At 55.8% G+C, this 17,807-nt stretch carries 15 protein-coding genes and 1 tRNA gene; 8 read left to right on the top strand and 8 right to left on the bottom strand.

The window, feature by feature from the left end; translation table 11 throughout:
- Positions 1-32: 32 nt before the first annotated feature.
- The 4 genes from ACLI1M_RS05465 to rpsA form a co-directional block, all read right to left on the bottom strand.
- The gene (locus tag ACLI1M_RS05465) at positions 33-395 is read right to left on the bottom strand and encodes a DUF4259 domain-containing protein (RefSeq protein ID WP_051138343.1); all 363 of its coding nucleotides are present in this window, start codon (positions 393-395) and stop codon (positions 33-35) included.
- A 67-nt stretch (positions 396-462) separates the two neighbouring features.
- Positions 463-1,071 carry a dephospho-CoA kinase gene (coaE, locus tag ACLI1M_RS05460; RefSeq protein WP_200287579.1) on the bottom strand — a complete coding sequence of 203 codons (609 nt, stop codon included), beginning with the start codon at positions 1,069-1,071 and terminating at the stop codon, positions 463-465.
- A gap of 81 nt (positions 1,072-1,152) precedes the next feature.
- Complete coding sequence (locus ACLI1M_RS05455) at positions 1,153-3,201, bottom strand: glucose PTS transporter subunit IIA (RefSeq protein WP_023021653.1); 2,049 nt, start codon at positions 3,199-3,201, stop codon at positions 1,153-1,155.
- A 298-nt stretch (positions 3,202-3,499) separates the two neighbouring features.
- Positions 3,500-4,960, bottom strand: a complete 1,461-nt coding sequence (rpsA, locus tag ACLI1M_RS05450; RefSeq protein WP_023021654.1) for a 30S ribosomal protein S1 — start codon at positions 4,958-4,960, stop codon at positions 3,500-3,502.
- Between the two features lie 249 nt (positions 4,961-5,209).
- On the opposite strand from rpsA, the gene ACLI1M_RS05445 reads away from it, so the two are divergent.
- Both ACLI1M_RS05445 and ACLI1M_RS05440 read left to right on the top strand, forming a co-directional pair.
- A complete protein-coding gene (locus tag ACLI1M_RS05445) occupies positions 5,210-5,941 on the top strand; it encodes a class I SAM-dependent methyltransferase (protein ID WP_248100363.1) in 732 nt (243 codons plus the stop codon).
- A 9-nt stretch (positions 5,942-5,950) separates the two neighbouring features.
- Positions 5,951-6,421: an RDD family protein gene (locus tag ACLI1M_RS05440; RefSeq protein ID WP_248100362.1), complete on the top strand. Its 471-nt coding sequence runs from the start codon at positions 5,951-5,953 to the stop codon at positions 6,419-6,421.
- On the opposite strand, the gene ACLI1M_RS05435 is transcribed toward ACLI1M_RS05440, so the two are convergent.
- The 3 genes from ACLI1M_RS05435 to polA form a co-directional block, all read right to left on the bottom strand.
- Positions 6,385-6,741, bottom strand: coding sequence for a hypothetical protein (locus ACLI1M_RS05435; RefSeq protein ID WP_248100361.1), 357 nt, complete (start codon positions 6,739-6,741; stop codon positions 6,385-6,387). The two genes, ACLI1M_RS05440 and ACLI1M_RS05435, sit on opposite strands and share 37 nt — an antisense overlap.
- 93 nt (positions 6,742-6,834) lie before the next feature.
- A complete protein-coding gene (locus ACLI1M_RS05430; RefSeq protein ID WP_301732511.1) occupies positions 6,835-7,794 on the bottom strand; it encodes a DNA glycosylase AlkZ-like family protein in 960 nt (319 codons plus the stop codon).
- A complete protein-coding gene (gene polA, locus ACLI1M_RS05425; RefSeq protein ID WP_248098839.1) occupies positions 7,778-10,426 on the bottom strand; it encodes a DNA polymerase I in 2,649 nt (882 codons plus the stop codon). Before polA ends, ACLI1M_RS05430 begins: the two co-directional genes overlap by 17 nt.
- A 149-nt stretch (positions 10,427-10,575) precedes the next feature.
- Between polA and ACLI1M_RS05420 the strand changes: the two genes are divergently transcribed.
- Both ACLI1M_RS05420 and ACLI1M_RS05415 read left to right on the top strand, forming a co-directional pair.
- A tRNA-Leu gene (locus tag ACLI1M_RS05420) sits at positions 10,576-10,649 on the top strand.
- Between the two features lie 759 nt (positions 10,650-11,408).
- Positions 11,409-11,591 (top strand): hypothetical protein, encoded by a 183-nt coding sequence (locus ACLI1M_RS05415; RefSeq protein ID WP_239205600.1) that lies wholly within the window; start codon positions 11,409-11,411, stop codon positions 11,589-11,591.
- 106 nt (positions 11,592-11,697) lie between these two features.
- Here ACLI1M_RS05415 and ACLI1M_RS05410 read toward each other — a convergent pair whose 3' ends face one another.
- The gene (locus ACLI1M_RS05410; protein ID WP_248098843.1) at positions 11,698-13,869 is read right to left on the bottom strand and encodes a LamG-like jellyroll fold domain-containing protein; all 2,172 of its coding nucleotides are present in this window, start codon (positions 13,867-13,869) and stop codon (positions 11,698-11,700) included.
- Between the two features lie 443 nt (positions 13,870-14,312).
- Between ACLI1M_RS05410 and ACLI1M_RS05405 the strand changes: the two genes are divergently transcribed.
- Genes ACLI1M_RS05405 through ACLI1M_RS05390 form a run of 4 tightly spaced genes read left to right on the top strand, consistent with a single transcriptional unit; the run spans position 14,313 to position 17,746 of the window.
- Positions 14,313-15,149, top strand: coding sequence for a DUF368 domain-containing protein (locus ACLI1M_RS05405; protein ID WP_248098845.1), 837 nt, complete (start codon positions 14,313-14,315; stop codon positions 15,147-15,149).
- Positions 15,149-16,036 (top strand): ABC transporter substrate-binding protein, encoded by an 888-nt coding sequence (locus ACLI1M_RS05400; RefSeq protein WP_248098847.1) that lies wholly within the window; start codon positions 15,149-15,151, stop codon positions 16,034-16,036. The genes ACLI1M_RS05405 and ACLI1M_RS05400 overlap by 1 nt, the downstream gene beginning before the upstream one ends.
- Positions 16,029-16,982, top strand: coding sequence for an amino acid ABC transporter permease (locus ACLI1M_RS05395; protein ID WP_023021665.1), 954 nt, complete (start codon positions 16,029-16,031; stop codon positions 16,980-16,982). The genes ACLI1M_RS05400 and ACLI1M_RS05395 overlap by 8 nt, the downstream gene beginning before the upstream one ends.
- The gene (locus ACLI1M_RS05390; RefSeq protein ID WP_023021666.1) at positions 16,982-17,746 is read left to right on the top strand and encodes an amino acid ABC transporter ATP-binding protein; all 765 of its coding nucleotides are present in this window, start codon (positions 16,982-16,984) and stop codon (positions 17,744-17,746) included. Before ACLI1M_RS05395 ends, ACLI1M_RS05390 begins: the two co-directional genes overlap by 1 nt.
- Positions 17,747-17,807: the final 61 nt, after the last annotated feature.

The raw sequence follows: 17,807 nt of genomic DNA, 5'->3' as shown, positions 1-17,807 counted from the left end.
CTCTACTGTTTAGGTGGCGCGCCTAGCTACGTTCAGGGCAAGGAGTTCTGCGCGGTGCGAAGCCATTCTTCCAACTCGCCAGTGGTCTCCCACAGCGCATAAACGGAAGACGTCTCGGGCCGCATCGCACTATTGATGCGGCGGCGCAGCCAAGCCTTTGACTGCGGCGTGTACAGGGGCGCGAGATCCTCGCGCTCGATGCCTTCCGGCAGTGCATCAGCCTTTAATTTCAACAAGGCGCCGAGTGCAATCATAGTTTCTGCGTCATCCGAGTCGATAGGCTCTGTGGAACATGATTGCTGAAAGCTTTTGAGATCGAAGGAACCATCCCGCAAGCTCGCGAGTAGTTCTCGCGCCGCGTGATTATCAAAAGGCCCAGTATCCCACGTTCCCACGGCGGGTAGCTTAAGCTGCCCAGGTTAACAAGACTTCGAAATGGCGTAAACTTTAGCTACCCAATGGTTAAACCTTCGGTGACTCCGCTTCAATGCGGTCCAGGACCTCAGTCGTTCGCACACGTAGCTGGTCAAGCGTGCCGTTATTATCAATGACGTGCGTGGCCGCGGCAAGCCGCACCTCATCCGGTACCTGTGCCGCAATGCGACGGCGCGCATCTTCCTCTTCTATCCCTCGAAAAGCCACCAGCCGACGAACGCGCTCTTCAGGATCCACATCGACCACAATGACGTAGTCCATGTCTTTGTCCAGGCCATTATCCACCAACAGCGGCATATCATAAACGGCGAAGTCACAGCCATCTCCACGCGCCGTCGCAAATTGCCGCTGTGTCTCCTCTTGGATGCGTGGATGGGTAATAGAGTTCAGCAACTCAGTGTGCTCTTTGTCCGCAAAGGCCCGGCGTGCCAATTCCTTGCGGTTAAGGCTGCCATCCGACAGCAGGATTTCCTCTCCGAAAGCTGCGGCCAACTCGGATAAAGCAGGCTTCCCAGGCTTCACAACGTCGCGTGCAATGCCATCGGCGTCGACCACTCGCCACCCGCGTTCACGGCACAAGGATGCAACTGTTGACTTACCGCTGCCAATGCCACCTGTAAGGCCAATGAGTTTCATGGTCGCCACCCTACGCGAAAAGGAGCCCCACCATACGCGATGGTGGGGCTCTTCATTGCAATTCAGGAGAAAGCGTCTCTTTTACTCTGCGTCCTCCGCCTTTGGAGAAATGTGCAGCAACACATCGCTCGAGGAAACCTGGCCAGGCTCGCCGGTGACAGTTCCAAACTTGGTGGCGTTAGTAACTACCACAGGGGTAATCAGGTTATAGCCTTTGGAGCGGATAAATTCCGGGTCAAAGGAAATCAATTTATCGCCTGCGGAAACGCGTTGCTTCTTTTCCACATGGACTTCAAAACCTTCGCCTCCCAGCTCCACGGTGTCGAGACCTACGTGAATGAGTAGCTGTACGCCGTTGTCCAAGCTCAGTCCTACCGCATGGCCAGACTTTTGAACGGTGAGCACCTTGCCGTCGGCAGGCGCAAAGACCGCATTGCCCGCCGGCTGGACCGCCATACCCGGGCCCAGCTTTGCCGCGGCGAAAATGGGATCCGGAACTTCCGATAGAGCGACCGCCTCGCCCTCGAGGGGAGATTCCAGCGCAATAGCATCTTTCCCAGCCTGCTTAGTGGCCACGCCGGCAGCAGCAGCGCCTGCGGAGCTGGCGGGAACGGCGCCGCCCTCGATCGCGGAGTCTGTACCATTGCCCTTAAGGAACTTCATCTCTGCGCGAGCAGCTGCATCGTCAACAGTCTCGCCTTGTTCGCGCGCAATGCGCTCCAAGTCAGCTTGCTTTTCTTCTGCCGTGCGGTAGCCGAAGAACAAGGTGAGCAAGAAAGAAGTAAGGAATGCAGTCGTAATACCAAGGACATAGCCCAAATGCGGGGTCATGGCACTGGTGGTCAACGCCGAGGTAAAGACGAAGGCTTCTGCACGGACGTCGAAAAGACCGATGATTGCGCCACCCAAGGCACAACCTGGCAGCAACCGATAGTAGCTGCGGCGGAAGCGCAACAAGATGCCGTACAGGGAAGGTTCCGACACGCCACCTAGGATGCCCGCTGCAAACGCACCGATGGAAACCTGGCGCATAGCATTGTTCTTCTCCTTGAAGGAGATGACCATGACCGCGCCGACGACGCCGAAGCAGGCGAAGTTCCATGCGCCCATCGGTCCTTGAATGAAGTCGTAGCCGTAGGTGGCGATGTTCTGGATCATGATGACGTTCAGCGGCCAGTGCAAGCCCATGGGAACGAGGAACGGGTAAAGCAGCGGAACAACTATAGCCAAGATGAATGGAGAGAAATCATTGATTTGATAAAGGACCCAGGAAATGCCGTTGCCCACGCCAATGCCGAACGGGCCAAGGAGGAAGGCCGTTGCCGGAATCATAATTAGCAGGGAGAAAAATGGTACGAAAACCATTTGTACCGCACTTGGGATAATCTTCTTCAGTCCCTTTTCCACCCAGTACAGGCCGATTGCAGCCAGAATCGGGGGAAATACCTGGGAGCCATAGGAGTTAATAACCAACGGCAGGCCAAAGACATTAGCGGTATCTCCTGCTTCGCCCAGGGACAAAAACTCCGGGGTAAGAAGTGCCGCTGGGATAGCGGCGGAGACCCACATGTTCGCACCCAGCTTCTGAGCCGCGGTCGCACCCACCATTACCGGGAGGAAGTAAAAGACCGACTGGAACATGGCGTGAGCCAAACGGAAGCCTTCCGGCTGCTCATCCAGCGGCGCACGGAAGTCCTGAATACCAAAGGTGTCCGCCAAGATCAGCAGCATGATGATGAGCGAGGCGCCCAACAGTGCCCAGAGAACTGGGCGGAAGGTATCAGAAAGAAACTCGAAGCAGTAATCTACCCAGTCGTACTTGCCACGAACGCCGTCGTACTCCTTCTTGGAGGACGCCGTTTTCTCACCGGAAGCGTGTACACCGGGCTGCTTGATGATTTCGTTGTAGTAGTCAGCAACGCCGCCACCCATGACTACTTGGTAGCCGTGGGCGCCTTGTGGCACGGTGCCTAGCACCGCTGGGTCGCTGTCGAGCTTTCCTTTATCAACTTTCCCCGCATCAGCAAGTTGGAAACGCAAGCGCGTCGCACAGTGCGTCAGCGACGTAATATTGTCAGCGCCGCCGATACTTTCAACGATGTGGGCGGAAGTGTCCTTGGTAGATGCCACTTCTTACTCCTCAGTTCAAATACCACTTATAACCAGTGCAGCACTGGCTATAACGTCATAGTTGAGTATAAGAGGATTCCCACATGAACAAAAGCCCGTTTTGTGGGCTTGCCAGGAGATTTTTGCCTCCCCCTTCTTAACTGCGCTGGTCAGCCACTTAAAAACCTCAAATGGCTCAGCAAACGTTTGCAGGGCCTGTCTCAAAGATCACAAAAGCCGCGCCCACCCCGTCTATATGACGAAGTGAACGCGGCCTTGAAGCTGAGCTCTAAGCTCAGCAGGGAACTAAGCGGAAGCTTTAGTTGCCAGCGAGCTTATCGCGCAGTGCGGCGAGCTGCTCGTCGGAAGCCAGGGAGCCGCCAACCTCTGCCTGAGTCTCGGATGCCGGAGCTGCATCAGAGGAATCAGAGGAGTAGTTGGAGGACTCTGCAGACTCAGCAGCCTCAGCGGCTGCGGCGCGGTTGCGCTCGATCTGAGCAGTGTGCAGGTTGAAGCGACGCTCGGACTCTGCGTAACGTGCCTCCCAAGCCTGACGCTGCTCGTCGAAGCCTTCCTTCCACTCGTTGGTCTCAGGGTCGAAGCCCTCAGGGAAGACGTAGTTGCCCTGCTCATCATAGGAGTCAGCCATGCCGTACTTGGACGGATCGAACTCTTCGGTGTAGTCCTCGTCTGCCTGCTTAACAGACAGGGAGATACGACGACGCTCGAGGTCGATGTCGATGACCTTGACCATGACTTCCTGGCCAACGGTGACAACCTGGTCCGGAACCTCAACGTGGCGCTGAGCCAGCTCGGAAATGTGAACCAGACCCTCGATGCCCTCCTCGACGCGAACAAAGGCGCCGAATGGAACGAGCTTGGTGACCTTGCCCGGAACGATCTGGCCCACAGCGTGGGTGCGGGCGAATACGCGCCACGGATCTTCCTGGGTAGCCTTCAGGGACAGGGAAACGCGCTCACGATCCAGATCAACGTCGAGAACCTCAACGGTTACCTCGTCACCAACGGTGACAACCTCAGATGGGTGATCGATGTGCTTCCAGGACAGCTCGGAAACGTGAACCAGGCCGTCGACTCCGCCGAGATCGACGAAGGCACCGAAGTTGACGATGGAAGAAACAACGCCCTTGCGGACCTGACCCTTCTGCAGCTGGTGCAGGAACTCGGAACGAACCTCGGACTGGGTCTGCTCCAGGTATGCACGGCGGGACAGGACAACGTTGTTGCGCTGCTTGTCCAGCTCGATGATCTTTGCTTCCAGCTCCTGGCCGATGTACGGCTCCAGGTCGCGGACGCGACGCATCTCAACCAGAGATGCAGGCAGGAAGCCACGCAGGCCGATGTCCAGAATGAGGCCGCCCTTGACAACCTCGATAACGGTACCGGTGACAGGCTCTTCCTTGGCCTGCAGCTCCTCGATGGCGCCCCAAGCGCGCTCGTACTGCGCACGCTTCTTGGACAGGATCAAGCGACCTTCCTTGTCCTCCTTGGTGAGAACAAGTGCGTCAACCTCATCGCCGACCTCGACAACCTCATCTGGGTTGACGTCGTGCTTGATGGACAGCTCGCGAGAAGGGATAACGCCTTCGGTCTTGTATCCAATGTCCAGCAGTACCTCGTCGTGGTCAACCTTGACGACGGTACCCTCGACAATGTCACCATCGTTGAAGTACTTGATGGTGGCATCTACAGCTGCGAGGAAGTCCTCTGCGGTTCCGATATCGTTGATCGCAACCTGCGGGGTGTTAGAAGATGGCATATTAAGAAATGCTCCGAATAAATGTAGGAAATCGAAATTGGACAACTGCGCGTCTCTCGAAAAAAGCTTGCTAAGCTGCCCAAAGCAGCAAAAGAAAAGTATTCGATCCCGCCTCGTGATTGCTTAAAGCCTTCCTACAACGGCTTAGAACAACCCGTGGCATAGACACGCCCGTTCAACCCTACATCTGTCCAGCTTAAAGGGCAAATACAAGACGCAACTTTTTCTCCAAGGAGTTCTTCCCCCACCGTGATTTCCCCATCACAAGCAAATCAGGTCTACTGGGATGGCGACGCCGCTAGCTACCATGCCGAGCACCCCGACTATCTTTCTTCCTTCTATTGGTGCCCAGAGATGCTCCATGAGGACCAAGTGCACCTGCTTGGCGACGTCTCGGATTCTTCCGTCCTCGAAATTGGCTGCGGGTCCGCACCGTGCACCGAGTGGCTCCAAACGCGTGCCCGCTTTGCCACTGGCTTCGATATCTCTCGCGGCATGCTCAACCACGCTGCTGGTGTACTTCCCTTGACGCAAGCCGATGCGCTGTCGCTCCCCTATGCCGCAGACTCCTTCGACGCTGCTTTCTCTGCGTTCGGCGCTTTTCCTTTCCTCGCTAATCTCGACTTAGCTCTACAGGAGGTCTCCCGGGTTCTTAAACCAGGCGGTCGTTTCGTCCTCTCAGTCACTCATCCCATGCGCTGGATCTTCCCCGATGATCCTGCCGATTTAACGGCTGATATTAGTTACTTCGATCGCGCCTATCTGGAGCAAGACCGCGATGGCAACCTCACGTATGCGGAGTTCCATCGCACCATCGCCGACTGGTTCCAGGCCTTGCAGGGCAAAGGCCCGTTCCTTATCGAGGACATCATTGAACCCGAGTGGCCGCAAGACCTTAGGATCACCTGGGGCCAATGGTCTCCGGAGCGCGGCGAAATCTTTCCCGGCACGATTATTTTCGTCTGCCGCAATTCCCGCTAACCTATGAGCATGGTTTTGGACCGGATTGGCTTATTGATACGACGTGGCATTGCCTGGTGGATTGACAGTTTCCTAGCCGCTGCCATCGTCATGGTGGTGCGGTGGGTAGTGAATGCGGCAGCCGACCATCCGCTTACTGGAGAGACCTTAGAACTCTATAATGCCATTGCCGCCGCCGTGGTCTTTTACGCCTATCGAGTATGGGTGGAAGCTACGAAATCCACCTCGCTAGGTAAGTGGTCCCTACAGCTAGAAATCATTGCTACCCACCCGGGATTCTTCACCGCTTGCCTGCGCAATTCCTGGTTATTGCTAACAATGCTTACGCTGACAGGCTGGCCCGGAGTCATGCCGCTACTTTTAGCGATTCTCAGCATAAGCATGCTCGCTTTTGGTCAAACCCCTTTCGACATGCTCGCCAATTGCCTAGTGGAGCGCCGACCTCAGATAGACACGCCTTCTTTTCGTGGCCAGAGGTAATAAGCAAGTGCGAAAATAACCAACGCAGCAAACATCCACCCGGACGGAAAGAGAAACGCAAGCGCCGTGGATACGACCATCACCCCAACGGCCGTCAATCGCCTGACCTTAGGGTTTGGCGCCACGCGCGCCATGATCATGGCCATCAAAAAGTAACACCCGGCTAAAACCGGGTACGAAATTGCAGAAACCTTATATTCTTCAAGGAATTGGGCTAGCCCGAGTTCATTAATATCGGCTGCAGGAAGATTCACTTGAATTGCCCACAGGCTTTCAAAAGAGCGGAGATTCCATTTATTTATTTTCTCTTCCGGAGTCACTGTGCGCTTTTCCTTTCTGTCTGAATGTCTATCGGTGTTCTAAGAACCGTATATCCATAACTTTTCTACAATGAACAGGCTATCTAAAAAAACTTAACGCGCATTCCGCCAAAGTTTCTGAACCTTCCGCTCTGCGTAGCCGGGTATACCCAGATCCTCGATAGCTTGTTTATTCCACGTCCCACGAACTTGGCCGTCCACCACAACAGCGCGGCGAAATACACCACGGTTTCCAGGGGCAAGTATCTCGTGAACTTCTGAAGTCATTGCAAATGACCGATCTCGGTATCCCAGGATGTACTCGTCGAAAGCTCCCAATAAGAGCACCGAACGCTTTCTTCGCGCCTCGGCCATATCCATTACAACTTTCGAGACAAAGTCCTGGGACTCTTCTCCACACCGCTCGATGTCCGGCGGAAGGCTGTCAGCTGCTGGCCTAATTAGTCTTTGCGGTAGCTTTGTCCACCACGCAAAGTCCCGCAGCGTCGCTGGGCCGTGAGTGCGGAAATATCGGACCATTAGGTCAGCGGTAGCTGCGACCTGGTCTCCATTGAAGGCTTCGTCTAATCCCGGCAACTCAACCGGTGTGATGAGTTGTTCGACTCCGGAGTAGACGGCGTGTCCGCTTTCCATTGCTACACGCACAACATGCCAGAAGGGCACCTCGGGCAACGTTGTGGCAGCCCGCTCCTTAAGCTCGGCACGCGAAAGCGGACGATCAATAAGCTTGTTTACCTTTGCCACTAACTCTGCGTCGCCCTTTCGCCGTTTAGCACAGAGTTCAGTTATCCAGCCTATGTCCTTGATAGAAGCCGCAAAAAGCGTATGACGCATGGGATACCCACGCACAATATTTCCGGCATCTGAGCGGTCTTGCGCCCGCAAGGCCAGCGATCGGCGCACGGAGTGCAGGTCCTGGCCTTGCATAACACCGAAAGCCCGGACCACTTCCTCCGCACTCTCCCACCGCTGAACGCTTAGGCCTTGCGAGGCGAGCCTAAGACGCGCCTTTTCCCGGCGAGAGAAAGAAGCCGCGCTAGTGGGCTGCGGCATCCCAATCCTTGCCTGCACCAGCGGAGACCTCCAGCGGGACGTTGAGCTCGATGGCGGAGTCCATTTCTCGTTCGAGAATTTCACGGACCTGGTCAGCCTCGCCATGGGCGACCTCGACTACCAATTCATCGTGGACCTGTAGCAGCACGCGGGACTTCATGCCCTGCAATGCGCGGTCCACGCGAATCATTGCCACCTTGATAATGTCTGCCGCGGTACCTTGAATCGGTGCATTTAATGCGGCTCGCTCTGCGTTCTCGCGCGCTAGGCGGTTATCGGAGTTGAGCTCTGGCAAGTAGCGGCGGCGGCCGAAGAGGGTGGCTGTATACCCATCCTTACGTGCCTGGACCACAACTTCATCGAGGTATTTCTTTACCCCGCCAAAACGCTCGAAGTAGCTTTCCATGATGGACTTCGCTTCCCCAGCCGGGATTCCCAATTGCTGGGATAGACCGAATGCGGACAGGCCATAGACCAAACCATAAGACATTGCCTTAACGCGGCGGCGCAGCTCCGGCGTGACTTGGTCGACGGGGACGTCGAAGACTCGGGAGCCGACGTAGTTATGCAGGTCTTCGCCGTCCTTATAGGCCTCGATAAGCCCGGGATCTGCCGAGAGGTGCGCCATCACACGCATCTCGATCTGCGAATAGTCCGCGGTCATGAGTTCTTCGTAGCCCTCGCCTACGACAAACGCGGAGCGAATCTGTCGCCCAGCCTCGGTCCGCACCGGAATATTCTGCAGATTTGGCTCCGTCGAGGACAAGCGGCCAGTCGACGTCACTGTCTGATTAAACGTGGTGTGGATGCGACCGTCCGGCTGCACGGTCTTGATTAGACCTTCGAGGGTGGTTTTCATCTTTTGGTACTCACGGTGAGCCAAAAGGTGGTCTAAGAATGGGTGGGGATTCTTAACCGCGAGCTGTTCAATCTCCTTAGCCGCGGTAGAATAACCGGTCTTTGTCTTCTTGGTCTTGGGCAGATCAAAAGTCTCAAAGAGTACCGTTTGTAGCTGCTTGGGTGAGTTGAGGTTGAGCTTATCGTCACCGGCAAGCTCGCGGGCGGCACGCTCTTGTTCGGCGACCTGCTCTACGAAGGCATCCTTTTGTGTTTCGAGAATGTCTACGTCAACAGCAATGCCGGTAGCTTCCATGCGCGCCAAAATGGTCACCAAGGGCAGCTCCAAGTCGGTATAAAGTTCGAAAGAATCAATCTCTTGGAGCTCTGCAGTGAGCCTTTCTGCCAACTCCATAATTGCTGCGGCTTGGTCCACCAAGGTGGAATCATCCAGCAGGGAAAGCTGCTCCGTGGCAGCGCCGAGGGTCTTCTGGAGATGGCGCTGGTAGACGTCGGCAAGCGCGTAAGTGCGCTGACCGGGGCGCAGCAAGTAGGCGGCAATGGCCGTGTCGTGGGCAATGCCGGCTAGCTCAATGCCTCGGCCGGCAAGCATATGGAAGGCCGCCTTCGCCTCGTGGAAATACTTCGGCGCATCGGAGGCCAGCCACTGCGCTAGGGCCTTATCGTCCGCGGCAGAAAGGTCGCCCAACTCCACTTGCAGGCCGTGGCATTCCTGGTCTACGAAGGCAATGGCAGAAGCATCGCCCTGTCCTGGGTTTCCCTCGCCTTGGACATAGACCGCAACGTGCTCTCGGCCTGGCAGCCACTGGGACAATGGCTCATCGTCGATGACTGTCTCTAACTCTTGGACCTCCTCGGTCTGCTCCGCTGGCTCAGCGCCGTCATTGGGAATGGCAGCCAGGACGCGATCGCGCAGGTTGGTGCCAAATTCGAGGTCATCGAACTTAGCAGCAACGTCAGCAACCTTAGCCTCCTTGAAAGCCAGATCGTCCGGGCTTACCTCTAGGTCCATATCCGTGATCATTTGGGTGAGCTTGCGATTCATCTGCACCTGATCGATGCGCTCGCGGAAGTTATTGCCCACCACGCCCTTGATTTCTTCGGCGTGCTCAACCAGTGATGCCAAGTCCCCGTATTTAACAATCCACTTAGTCGCCGTCTTCTCGCCCACCTTGGGAATACCCGGCAAATTATCGGACGGATCGCCGCGCAGGGCAGCGAAATCTGGGTACTGCGCAGGCGTGAGACCATACTTCTCTTCCACCGCGGCAGGCGTAAAGCGGTGGAGAGTGGATACGCCTTTCATGGGATAGAGCACCGTCGTAGATTCATTTACCAATTGCAGGTAGTCACGGTCACCGGTGACGATGAGGGTCTCATAGGCCTGCGCCTCGGTCGCCAGCGTGGCGAGGATGTCGTCGGCTTCGAAGTTCTCGCGGGAGAGGGTGGTAATCCCCAGCACCTCGAGCACCTCGCGGATGATGTCAACCTGGCCCTTAAATTCCTCCGGCGCGGCTTCACGCTGCGCCTTGTAGTCCGGGAACATTTCGGTGCGGAAGGTCTTTCGCCCTACATCGAATGCCACCGCGATGGCATCGGGCTTCTCCTCCGCCACGATATTGGAAAGCATCGATAGAAAGCCATATACGGCATTGGTGTGCTGGCCGCCCGAGGTAGAAAAGTTATCCACCGGCAGGGCGTAGAAGGCACGAAAGGCCATAGAGTGGCCGTCAATGAGCAGAAGTCGAGGCTGTTTAGTAGTCACCTGCCCCATCCTAGAGAAGCGAGCCGATATACGAACACCCCGGTGCACATTTATTGGATGACGTGGGCATTCCCCCGCTTCCCCTACCCAATTAGGAATTCCCCTAGTCCCTGCGCTACTATTTTCACAGTCACAGGCAGCAAGCCTTGGCACTGTGCGCCCCTGTAGCCCAATTGGCAGAGGCAACGGATTCAAAACCCGTCCAGTGTGAGTTCGAGTCTCACCAGGGGCACAGATAGAAAAGACCTCGCATGTCCGGTAAATCGGAAAGCGGGGTCTTTTTTCATGTTCGCCCCTCCTACCGACGTGTAGTTGAACGGGTAGAAGCTTGCCAGGTTTTCAAGCTCTGGAAACATAGATAGGCCGCCAAAAAGCCACAAATACTAGCCTGTGTGACCCGTATGGCTTCCAAGCTCGCCAGTTCCGCCCTCAACGCGAGATAGCCAAAGCCGCAGGCAGAGGCGATGGAGTACACCCCCATTAACAGAAATCTCTTTCTAGTCGCCTTAGCTAACGTCTTTTTAAGGTGGAAAAAGGATGTAACCCACGAAAGGGCTGCTAGGGAGCGAATAAGTAGAAGTACACCCATTATCCACCGCCTCACGCGTGCATCCTCGATTCCGTCGAATGAACTGCGGTGAATAACGACAAAAGCGTCGACATAATCGTCGAACCGAACTATGCACAGAACTAAGCCAAGTACGGAAAGCATGAGAACGAAAGCAACAACCGTCAGGAACATTCCTTCGACCTTATCCCCTAGGTTGTCCCCAGACTTCTGTGTTTGATCACTAGACATTTCCCAAACCTCACATCTCGCCGCCTTGTGCTCGAGGCGTCTTTCAGCCGCCAGCGAAACAATCTAGGACATCGATTCCAAAATTTAAGCACATTTCACGTTACATACCGTAAACTATCATTGACACTCTGACAAGAGTCTCCTATTTTGGACTGTGTAAATTTGGCATACCTTCCACATTGAGGAGATTTCATGAACCGATTGCGAGTGGAAAGAATTAAAGCGATAGTTTTCACTGCATTGACGCTCATTACATTGTTGGCAATGATGGCCGTGCAATCCCCTTCCCTAGCCTGGATACCCGTCGTGTTGGGTGCAGCCTCCGCTTGGTTTTGGTGGAAGGTGGATTATCTCTCCAAGCAGGGCGAAGATTAAAACCAAAACGCGCTTAGGTTCTCTCCCCTTATGGCGAAGAACCTAAGCGCTTTGGTGCAGCTAAAGCTTTAAAGCCTGATACTGCAAAATCCCTCTACCCAGTGCTTTAGCCCAACTCGGGCAGAGTCGGCAGGTGGTACTTGCGCAGGAGCGCGTTAATCTGCGGGATGGAAGCCTTCAGCTGCGGCAGTGCTAGTCCAATGAGGCCAGCCACCCCGGCAATACCAAGGATTGCTCCTAAGATGGCAGGCTTCGAACTCGTACTAGAGCTCAACGCGGAGCCATCCGTGGCAGGTTGCGCGGTATCGGCCGGCTTGCCATCGTTGTGTGCACGGGCGGTAAGCCACTGGTCCTTGCCCAGGACGCCCTGAGTCAGGCGGGTCTCGCCGATCCAGCCATACCACGGGTCTTGTGGGCGCTGGTTGTCAAAGCCACCACCCATGACCCACTGCAGGTCGCGCGGGAGGAGTCCCTCGGCGCCTACGGCATTGCGCAGGATGGGCGCGCCGTTGATGAACATTTCGACGCTATCGCGTTCGGGATCATTGACCACGGCGATATGCATCCACTCGTCTTTGGGAACCTCGTGGGACCACACGGTAGTGCCGCTTCCCTGCTTCGGCTCCGCCCACCAGCGCAGCTCACGAAGGTTGGAGATGCCGAACATGACGGTTGGGTCCGTGTCCTCGGAGCCGTCTACCAGTTTATTGATGGCAGAGTCACGGCTGAGCGCACTTCCCCAACCATGCTGTGCGCCGTTGAAATCCTCCGGAATCTTGACAAAGGATTCGAAGGTATATCCCTTGGTGGTATCGACGCTATTGGCAGCCACGCCCTTATCGGTACGGAACTCGGCATTGCCAACTTTGCCGGCAGGGTCAGACCAGAAGAGGGAGCCGGCATCAGAGGACAACGGGTGATGGTCGGTGCTATAGGTCACCCTGTCTCCGAGCATGGCGCCAGCGCGATGCAGGTCGCTGCCAGAATCGCTGGCAATATCGGGGATGGTGGTGCCACGGCCGGCAACCGCGCCATCGACAAGCGCATGCCCATCCTTGTCCCGCGCTTCGCCCGGGCGCCAGTGGAATACCGTGTGGTCGTTTTTGGCAAAATCGTCCGCGCCCTTAGGAAGCTCGTCCTCCGCAATGGTGTATGGCCTATAGCCCTCAGCGGCGATGTCGCGGGCGCGCTGCGCTAGGTCCGGCTGGTGGCCCTCGCCCACGGTGAATTCCGGGGCGAAGGAGGAAAAACGCTGTTCAAAATCGAACGGAATGCTATAGCTATCGCCCTTATCATCCAAGGTGAGCTTATCGAACTGCGTGAGCTCCTCATGCGGCTTTTGCGCCACCCACGGCGAAAGCGCGGTCATCTCCAGCTGCTTGCCCGTAAGGTCAAACTCGAGCACGCCTAATAAACCATTTCCGCCCTGGTAGGCCATCTGATAGTCCTGCAAGATGGAAACGACGTCATGTCCAGCATCGTTCTTGTCCACGCGGTATCCGGCACCGTGGTGGTGGCCGCCCATCACGAGAAAGATCTGATCATTGCTCTTGATGAACTTATCCCACAATCCCTTGCCATAGTCATCGGAATAGAAGACGTTTCCTTCACCATCAATATTGAGGGCCTCATGAGTGGTCACAATGACCGGAAGGTCTGGATGCTTATCAATGATGCCTTGTGCCCAGGCAATAGCCTTCTCATCAGCGCGCCAGCCCAGGGCTAGATTGAGATATTTCTGGCCTTCGGCTTCAAAGATATGCGCCTCGGAGTCATTATTGACGGCGGTGTAGCGCTCTTGAAAAGTCTCCGAGTTGGCGGCCTTAGCGCGGTCGGCGCTAAACCACTTGTCATACGGGTGGGCTGCCGCGCCCTCCACGTCCATATCGTGGTTGCCTGGCAGGATCGAATAGTTCAAGTCCGAATCGTCGAGGACCTGCATGGCCTTATCAGCCACCTGCCATTCGCCCTCCACGTTCCACTGGTCTACAACATCACCCAGGTGGGTGACGAAGTCCATGTTCAACTCGTCTTGATGGTCCACTAACCATTGGGTTTGCGCCAAGTAGGGTTCGCTGCCGTAGCGAGCTTGGGCCAGGTTGCCGGTCTCTGGGGTGGAATAGCGCGAATAGAACTGGGTATCCGGCAGTACACCGATGCTAAAACGAGAGCCTTCGCTTGGCGACGCCCCCTCCGCAGCACTTGCTGCCGGCACAAAAATGAGGTTTCCCACCACCGCGGTGACAGTCACCGCGGGCAGGACAAAACGATTCTTCATAGAGAGTCCTTGGTCACTGAAAAGGAATGTTTGCACGGGAGAAAGACGGGAATACGCAGGAAATAGTAGGCAGTCAATCTTTCAGTTAGTTGACACCTACGTAAACACCAGACTGAATAATGGGAAACTTATAGTTTCTTCCATATAGAACAGCCCTGACTGCGGGAGGCCGCGCCTACCATGCCCCAAACTGCATAGTTGCACTGAAGTGTATTATTCTGACAGAATATTCATGAACGAGGATTCGCCTCAATGATTGTTTCACCTCTACGGTCAGAGAAATCACGTCCCTTTCCGTGACGGATAACCAATCGCCTTTCAATGAAAGATATGCATCACTATTAACAGCGGTCCACATGGCCACCACCGGGAAGCACTTTCTCCCCGCCCGCCTAGGCCAGTCGCCCGCCACTCCAGCCCTCTCCCAGGTAGATTTTAAATTTATGCAATACATTTTGAACGCTATCCGCGGTGCCCTCATCGGCATGGCCGAACTTGTGCCCGGAATCTCCGGTGGCACCGTGGCGCTCATCGTGGGTATTTATGAACGCGCAGTCCACAATGCCAATGACCTCATCTCTGGTCGCTTCAAGAGAGTCGAGTGGAGCTTCCTTGTCTCCGTAGCAGTCGGCATGTTTATCGCAGTCTTCGCAATGTCCACCGTGCTATCTAACTTCGTGGAAAATCACGTATCCGCGTCCGGGGCACTATTTTTGGGCATGGTCGCCGTGTCTATTTTCGTACCACTGTCTATGCTGTCCAAGCAGGAGCGGTTGCGCCCTTCTTCCATCATTGCGTTTGTGATCGCCACTATTGCCATCTTCTTTATCACCGGCTTTACTTCCGAGCCGCATGAGAATCCCAGCCTTATCGTGGTTTTCTTTGCCGCCGCCATTGCTGTGTGCGCACTCATCCTGCCGGGCATTTCCGGCTCGCTCATCTTGTTGACCATGGGGCTGTACCAACCCATCATCGGCGCTGTATCGGATCGAGATCTTGGCACCATAGCCGTCTTTGCGCTGGGTGCCTTGTGCGGCCTCGCCGCGTTTATCAAGGTCTTGAACTTCTTACTGGATCATCACCGAGCCCCTACGCTGATGGCCATGGCAGGTTTCATGCTCGGTTCTTTGCGTGCACTGTGGCCGTGGGGTGCTGACCAGGATGCCTCCAGCGGCATTATCATCGGCATGTTCATCCTCGGCGCTCTTATCGTTTCCGCGTTCATTTTCATTGACCTGAAGAAAGCTCGCGCCATAGATGAAAGGACGGCGCAGAAATAATGCCGCGCACGTTTTCTCGCCGCGCTACAATTGCCGCGGTCCTTATCCCAACTTTGGGTTTAAGCGCTTGCGTCACCAACGAGGAAGATTCCACTCCAGAGGGCTGGGAAGAACCCCACACCACTGTAGTACCGGAGATTGCCGCCATGTATGACGACAATGATGGCGTCCTCACCGCTGGCACTAACCCGCCCTACGCGCCATTTCAGCTTAAGGATTCCCACGGAGCCCTCCAAGGCGTCGAGCTTGACCTAGCCCGCGCTGTAGCAGGTGTCTTGGGCCTCGATTTCCAGCCCTTGGAGCAGGACTTCTCCATGATCTTGCCGGCCGTGCAATCGGGCCAGATCGATATGGGTGTCTCCGGTTTTACGGATAACCCAGACCGCCGGAATGAATTCGACTTTGTAGACCACCTCTACGCCGGTATCCAGTGGGCCGAGCGCGTGGACGGGCCTAGGAAGGTCGACCCCGATAACCCCTGCGGATTGACAGTCGCAGTGCAGCGCACAACGGTCTCCGAAACCGATGATGTTCGCCCTAAGCAAGAAGCTTGTAATGGCGATCTCACCGTCTTGTCTTATGACACCGGGGATAACGCCGCGCTGGCCGTCCTGATGGGGCGCGCGGATGCCCTGTCTGCGGACTCCCCGGTCACAGCGTGGGCGGTCAATCGCTCTGAGGGAAAAATGCAGCAGGTAGGCGATATGTTCCAAGCCTCGCCGTATGGCTTCGCAGTTCCTAAAGATTCCGATTTGGGCAAGGCATCGGCCGCAGCGCTGCAGCACCTCATCGAAACCGGCGAGTATGCAGAAATTTTGTCCCGCTGGGGCATCGAGGATGGATTAATAGACCAGGCAATGATTAATGAAAGGCCGATCAATGGTTAATGAGAATGCGGCGACGCCGGCTACGGCCAAGCCTAAAGAAGAACCCGCGCAGATCGAGGCCCGCCCGCTGCGCCATCCATGGCGCTGGGTCTTCGCTGGCCTACTCATCGTGCTGGGAGTGTGGTTCATCATTGCCTCCGCCCGCAACGAGGCTTTTGGCTGGGGAACCTATTTCCAGTACCTCTTTGATAAGCGCATCGCGCTCGCTTCCCTGCACACCATCGCCATCACTATTTTGTCGATGATCATCGGCGTTATCGGTGGTGCCGTGCTTGCGGTCATGCGCATGTCACCTAACCCGGTGCTGCGCGCCGTCTCCTGGATTTTCCTCTGGGTATTCCGTGGCACGCCGATTTATGTCCAGCTGGTGTTTTGGGGTCTGCTCTCTGCCATCTACCAGTCCATCAACCTAGGCTTTACCGAGGTGTCTTTGCAGACCATCCTCACCAACGCCTTCTTCCTTGCGGTAATGGGCCTAGGACTTAATGAAGCGGCCTATATGGCCGAGATTGTGCGCTCGGGCATCACTTCCGTTCCAGAGGGCCAAAAGGAGGCCTCCAAGGCACTCGGCATGTCGTGGTGGATGACCATGCGCCGCACCGTCCTTCCACAGGCCATGCGCATTATCATTCCGCCTACGGGCAATGAGTTTATTTCCTTGCTCAAGACCTCTTCCCTCGTCGTGGCCATTCCTTATACAGAGGAAATCTTCGGCCGTACCACGGATATTTCCGCCGCCCTTTTCCAGCCCATCCCGCTGCTATTGGTCGCGGCTTCTTGGTACCTCGTGGTTACTTCCCTACTTATGGTGGGTCAGTACTTCTTGGAGCGCCGCTTTGAGCGCGGTGCAACCCGCGAACTCACCGGCCGCCAGCTTGCTGCTCTTGCAGATGCTGAAGGAACCATTCCCCGCAACGTATCCGTGATTTCGGAGGCTCAAAAATAATGGCTACTCCCATGATTTCTGCCCAGAACGTCCACAAGTCCTTCGGGCAGCTTGAAGTCCTCAAAGGCATTAACCTCGAGGTCCAAGCCGGCGAGGTGGCCTGCCTATTAGGACCTTCGGGTTCCGGCAAGTCTACCTTCCTGCGCTGCGTTAACCACTTGGACAAAGCAACGGCCGGGCGCTTATACGTCGACGGCGAGCTGATTGGCTACCGCGAGAAAAACGGGACCCTCTATGAGATCAGCGAAAAGGAAGCCGCCGAGCAGCGCTCCGATATCGGCATGGTCTTTCAATCCTTCAATCTCTTCCCCCACCGAACGGTGATTGAAAACATCATTGAGGCACCGGTGCAGGTGAAGAAAATCCCAGAGGAAACCGCCCGCGCCCGCGCCATGGAGTTGCTCGAGGATGTTGGCTTAGCCTCCAAGGCCAATAATTACCCCGTACAGCTCTCCGGCGGCCAGCAGCAGCGCGTTGCTATCGCTCGTGCGGTAGCGATGGACCCTAAGCTCATGCTTTTCGACGAACCCACGTCAGCCCTTGACCCCGAGCTTGTCGGCGAAGTACTACGCGTAATGAAGGATCTCGCGGCCGAGGGCATGACCATGCTCGTAGTCACCCACGAGATGGGTTTTGCCCGCGAGGTGGCAGATAAAGTCTTCTTCATGGACGGCGGCGTGGTCATCGAGTCTGGTAGCCCCGCTGAAGTGCTGGATAATCCGCAACAGCCACGTACCAAGGACTTTTTGGCCAATCTACTCTAAGCCCATAGCACATGATTGACTGTGCAAAGGCCTGTCAGCTTCTGTCTCTGCAGAGGCGACG

This window comes from Corynebacterium sp. LaCa54 (genome assembly GCF_046717495.1).
GTDB classification, from domain to species: Bacteria; Actinomycetota; Actinomycetes; order Mycobacteriales; family Mycobacteriaceae; genus Corynebacterium; species Corynebacterium kefirresidentii.
Note: the sequence above shows the minus strand (reverse complement) of the source record. Positions and strands in the feature narration are given on the sequence as shown.

Bases quoted from the DNA above. Each gene is read 5' to 3' on its own strand.
- rpsA (WP_023021654.1), bottom strand. From the start codon at position 4,960: ATGCCATCTTCTAACACCCCGCAGGTTGCGATCAACGATATCGGAACC.
- ACLI1M_RS05430 (WP_301732511.1), bottom strand. From the start codon at position 7,794: ATGCCGCAGCCCACTAGCGCGGCTTCTTTCTCTCGCCGGGAAAAGGCG.
- polA (WP_248098839.1), bottom strand. From the start codon at position 10,426: ATGGGGCAGGTGACTACTAAACAGCCTCGACTTCTGCTCATTGACGGC.
- coaE (WP_200287579.1), bottom strand. From the start codon at position 1,071: ATGAAACTCATTGGCCTTACAGGTGGCATTGGCAGCGGTAAGTCAACA.
- ACLI1M_RS05390 (WP_023021666.1), top strand. From the start codon at position 16,982: ATGGCTACTCCCATGATTTCTGCCCAGAACGTCCACAAGTCCTTCGGG.
- ACLI1M_RS05410 (WP_248098843.1), bottom strand. From the start codon at position 13,869: ATGAAGAATCGTTTTGTCCTGCCCGCGGTGACTGTCACCGCGGTGGTG.
- ACLI1M_RS05400 (WP_248098847.1), top strand. From the start codon at position 15,149: ATGCCGCGCACGTTTTCTCGCCGCGCTACAATTGCCGCGGTCCTTATC.
- ACLI1M_RS05440 (WP_248100362.1), top strand. From the start codon at position 5,951: ATGGTTTTGGACCGGATTGGCTTATTGATACGACGTGGCATTGCCTGG.
- ACLI1M_RS05405 (WP_248098845.1), top strand. From the start codon at position 14,313: ATGCAATACATTTTGAACGCTATCCGCGGTGCCCTCATCGGCATGGCC.
- ACLI1M_RS05395 (WP_023021665.1), top strand. From the start codon at position 16,029: ATGGTTAATGAGAATGCGGCGACGCCGGCTACGGCCAAGCCTAAAGAA.
- ACLI1M_RS05415 (WP_239205600.1), top strand. From the start codon at position 11,409: ATGAACCGATTGCGAGTGGAAAGAATTAAAGCGATAGTTTTCACTGCA.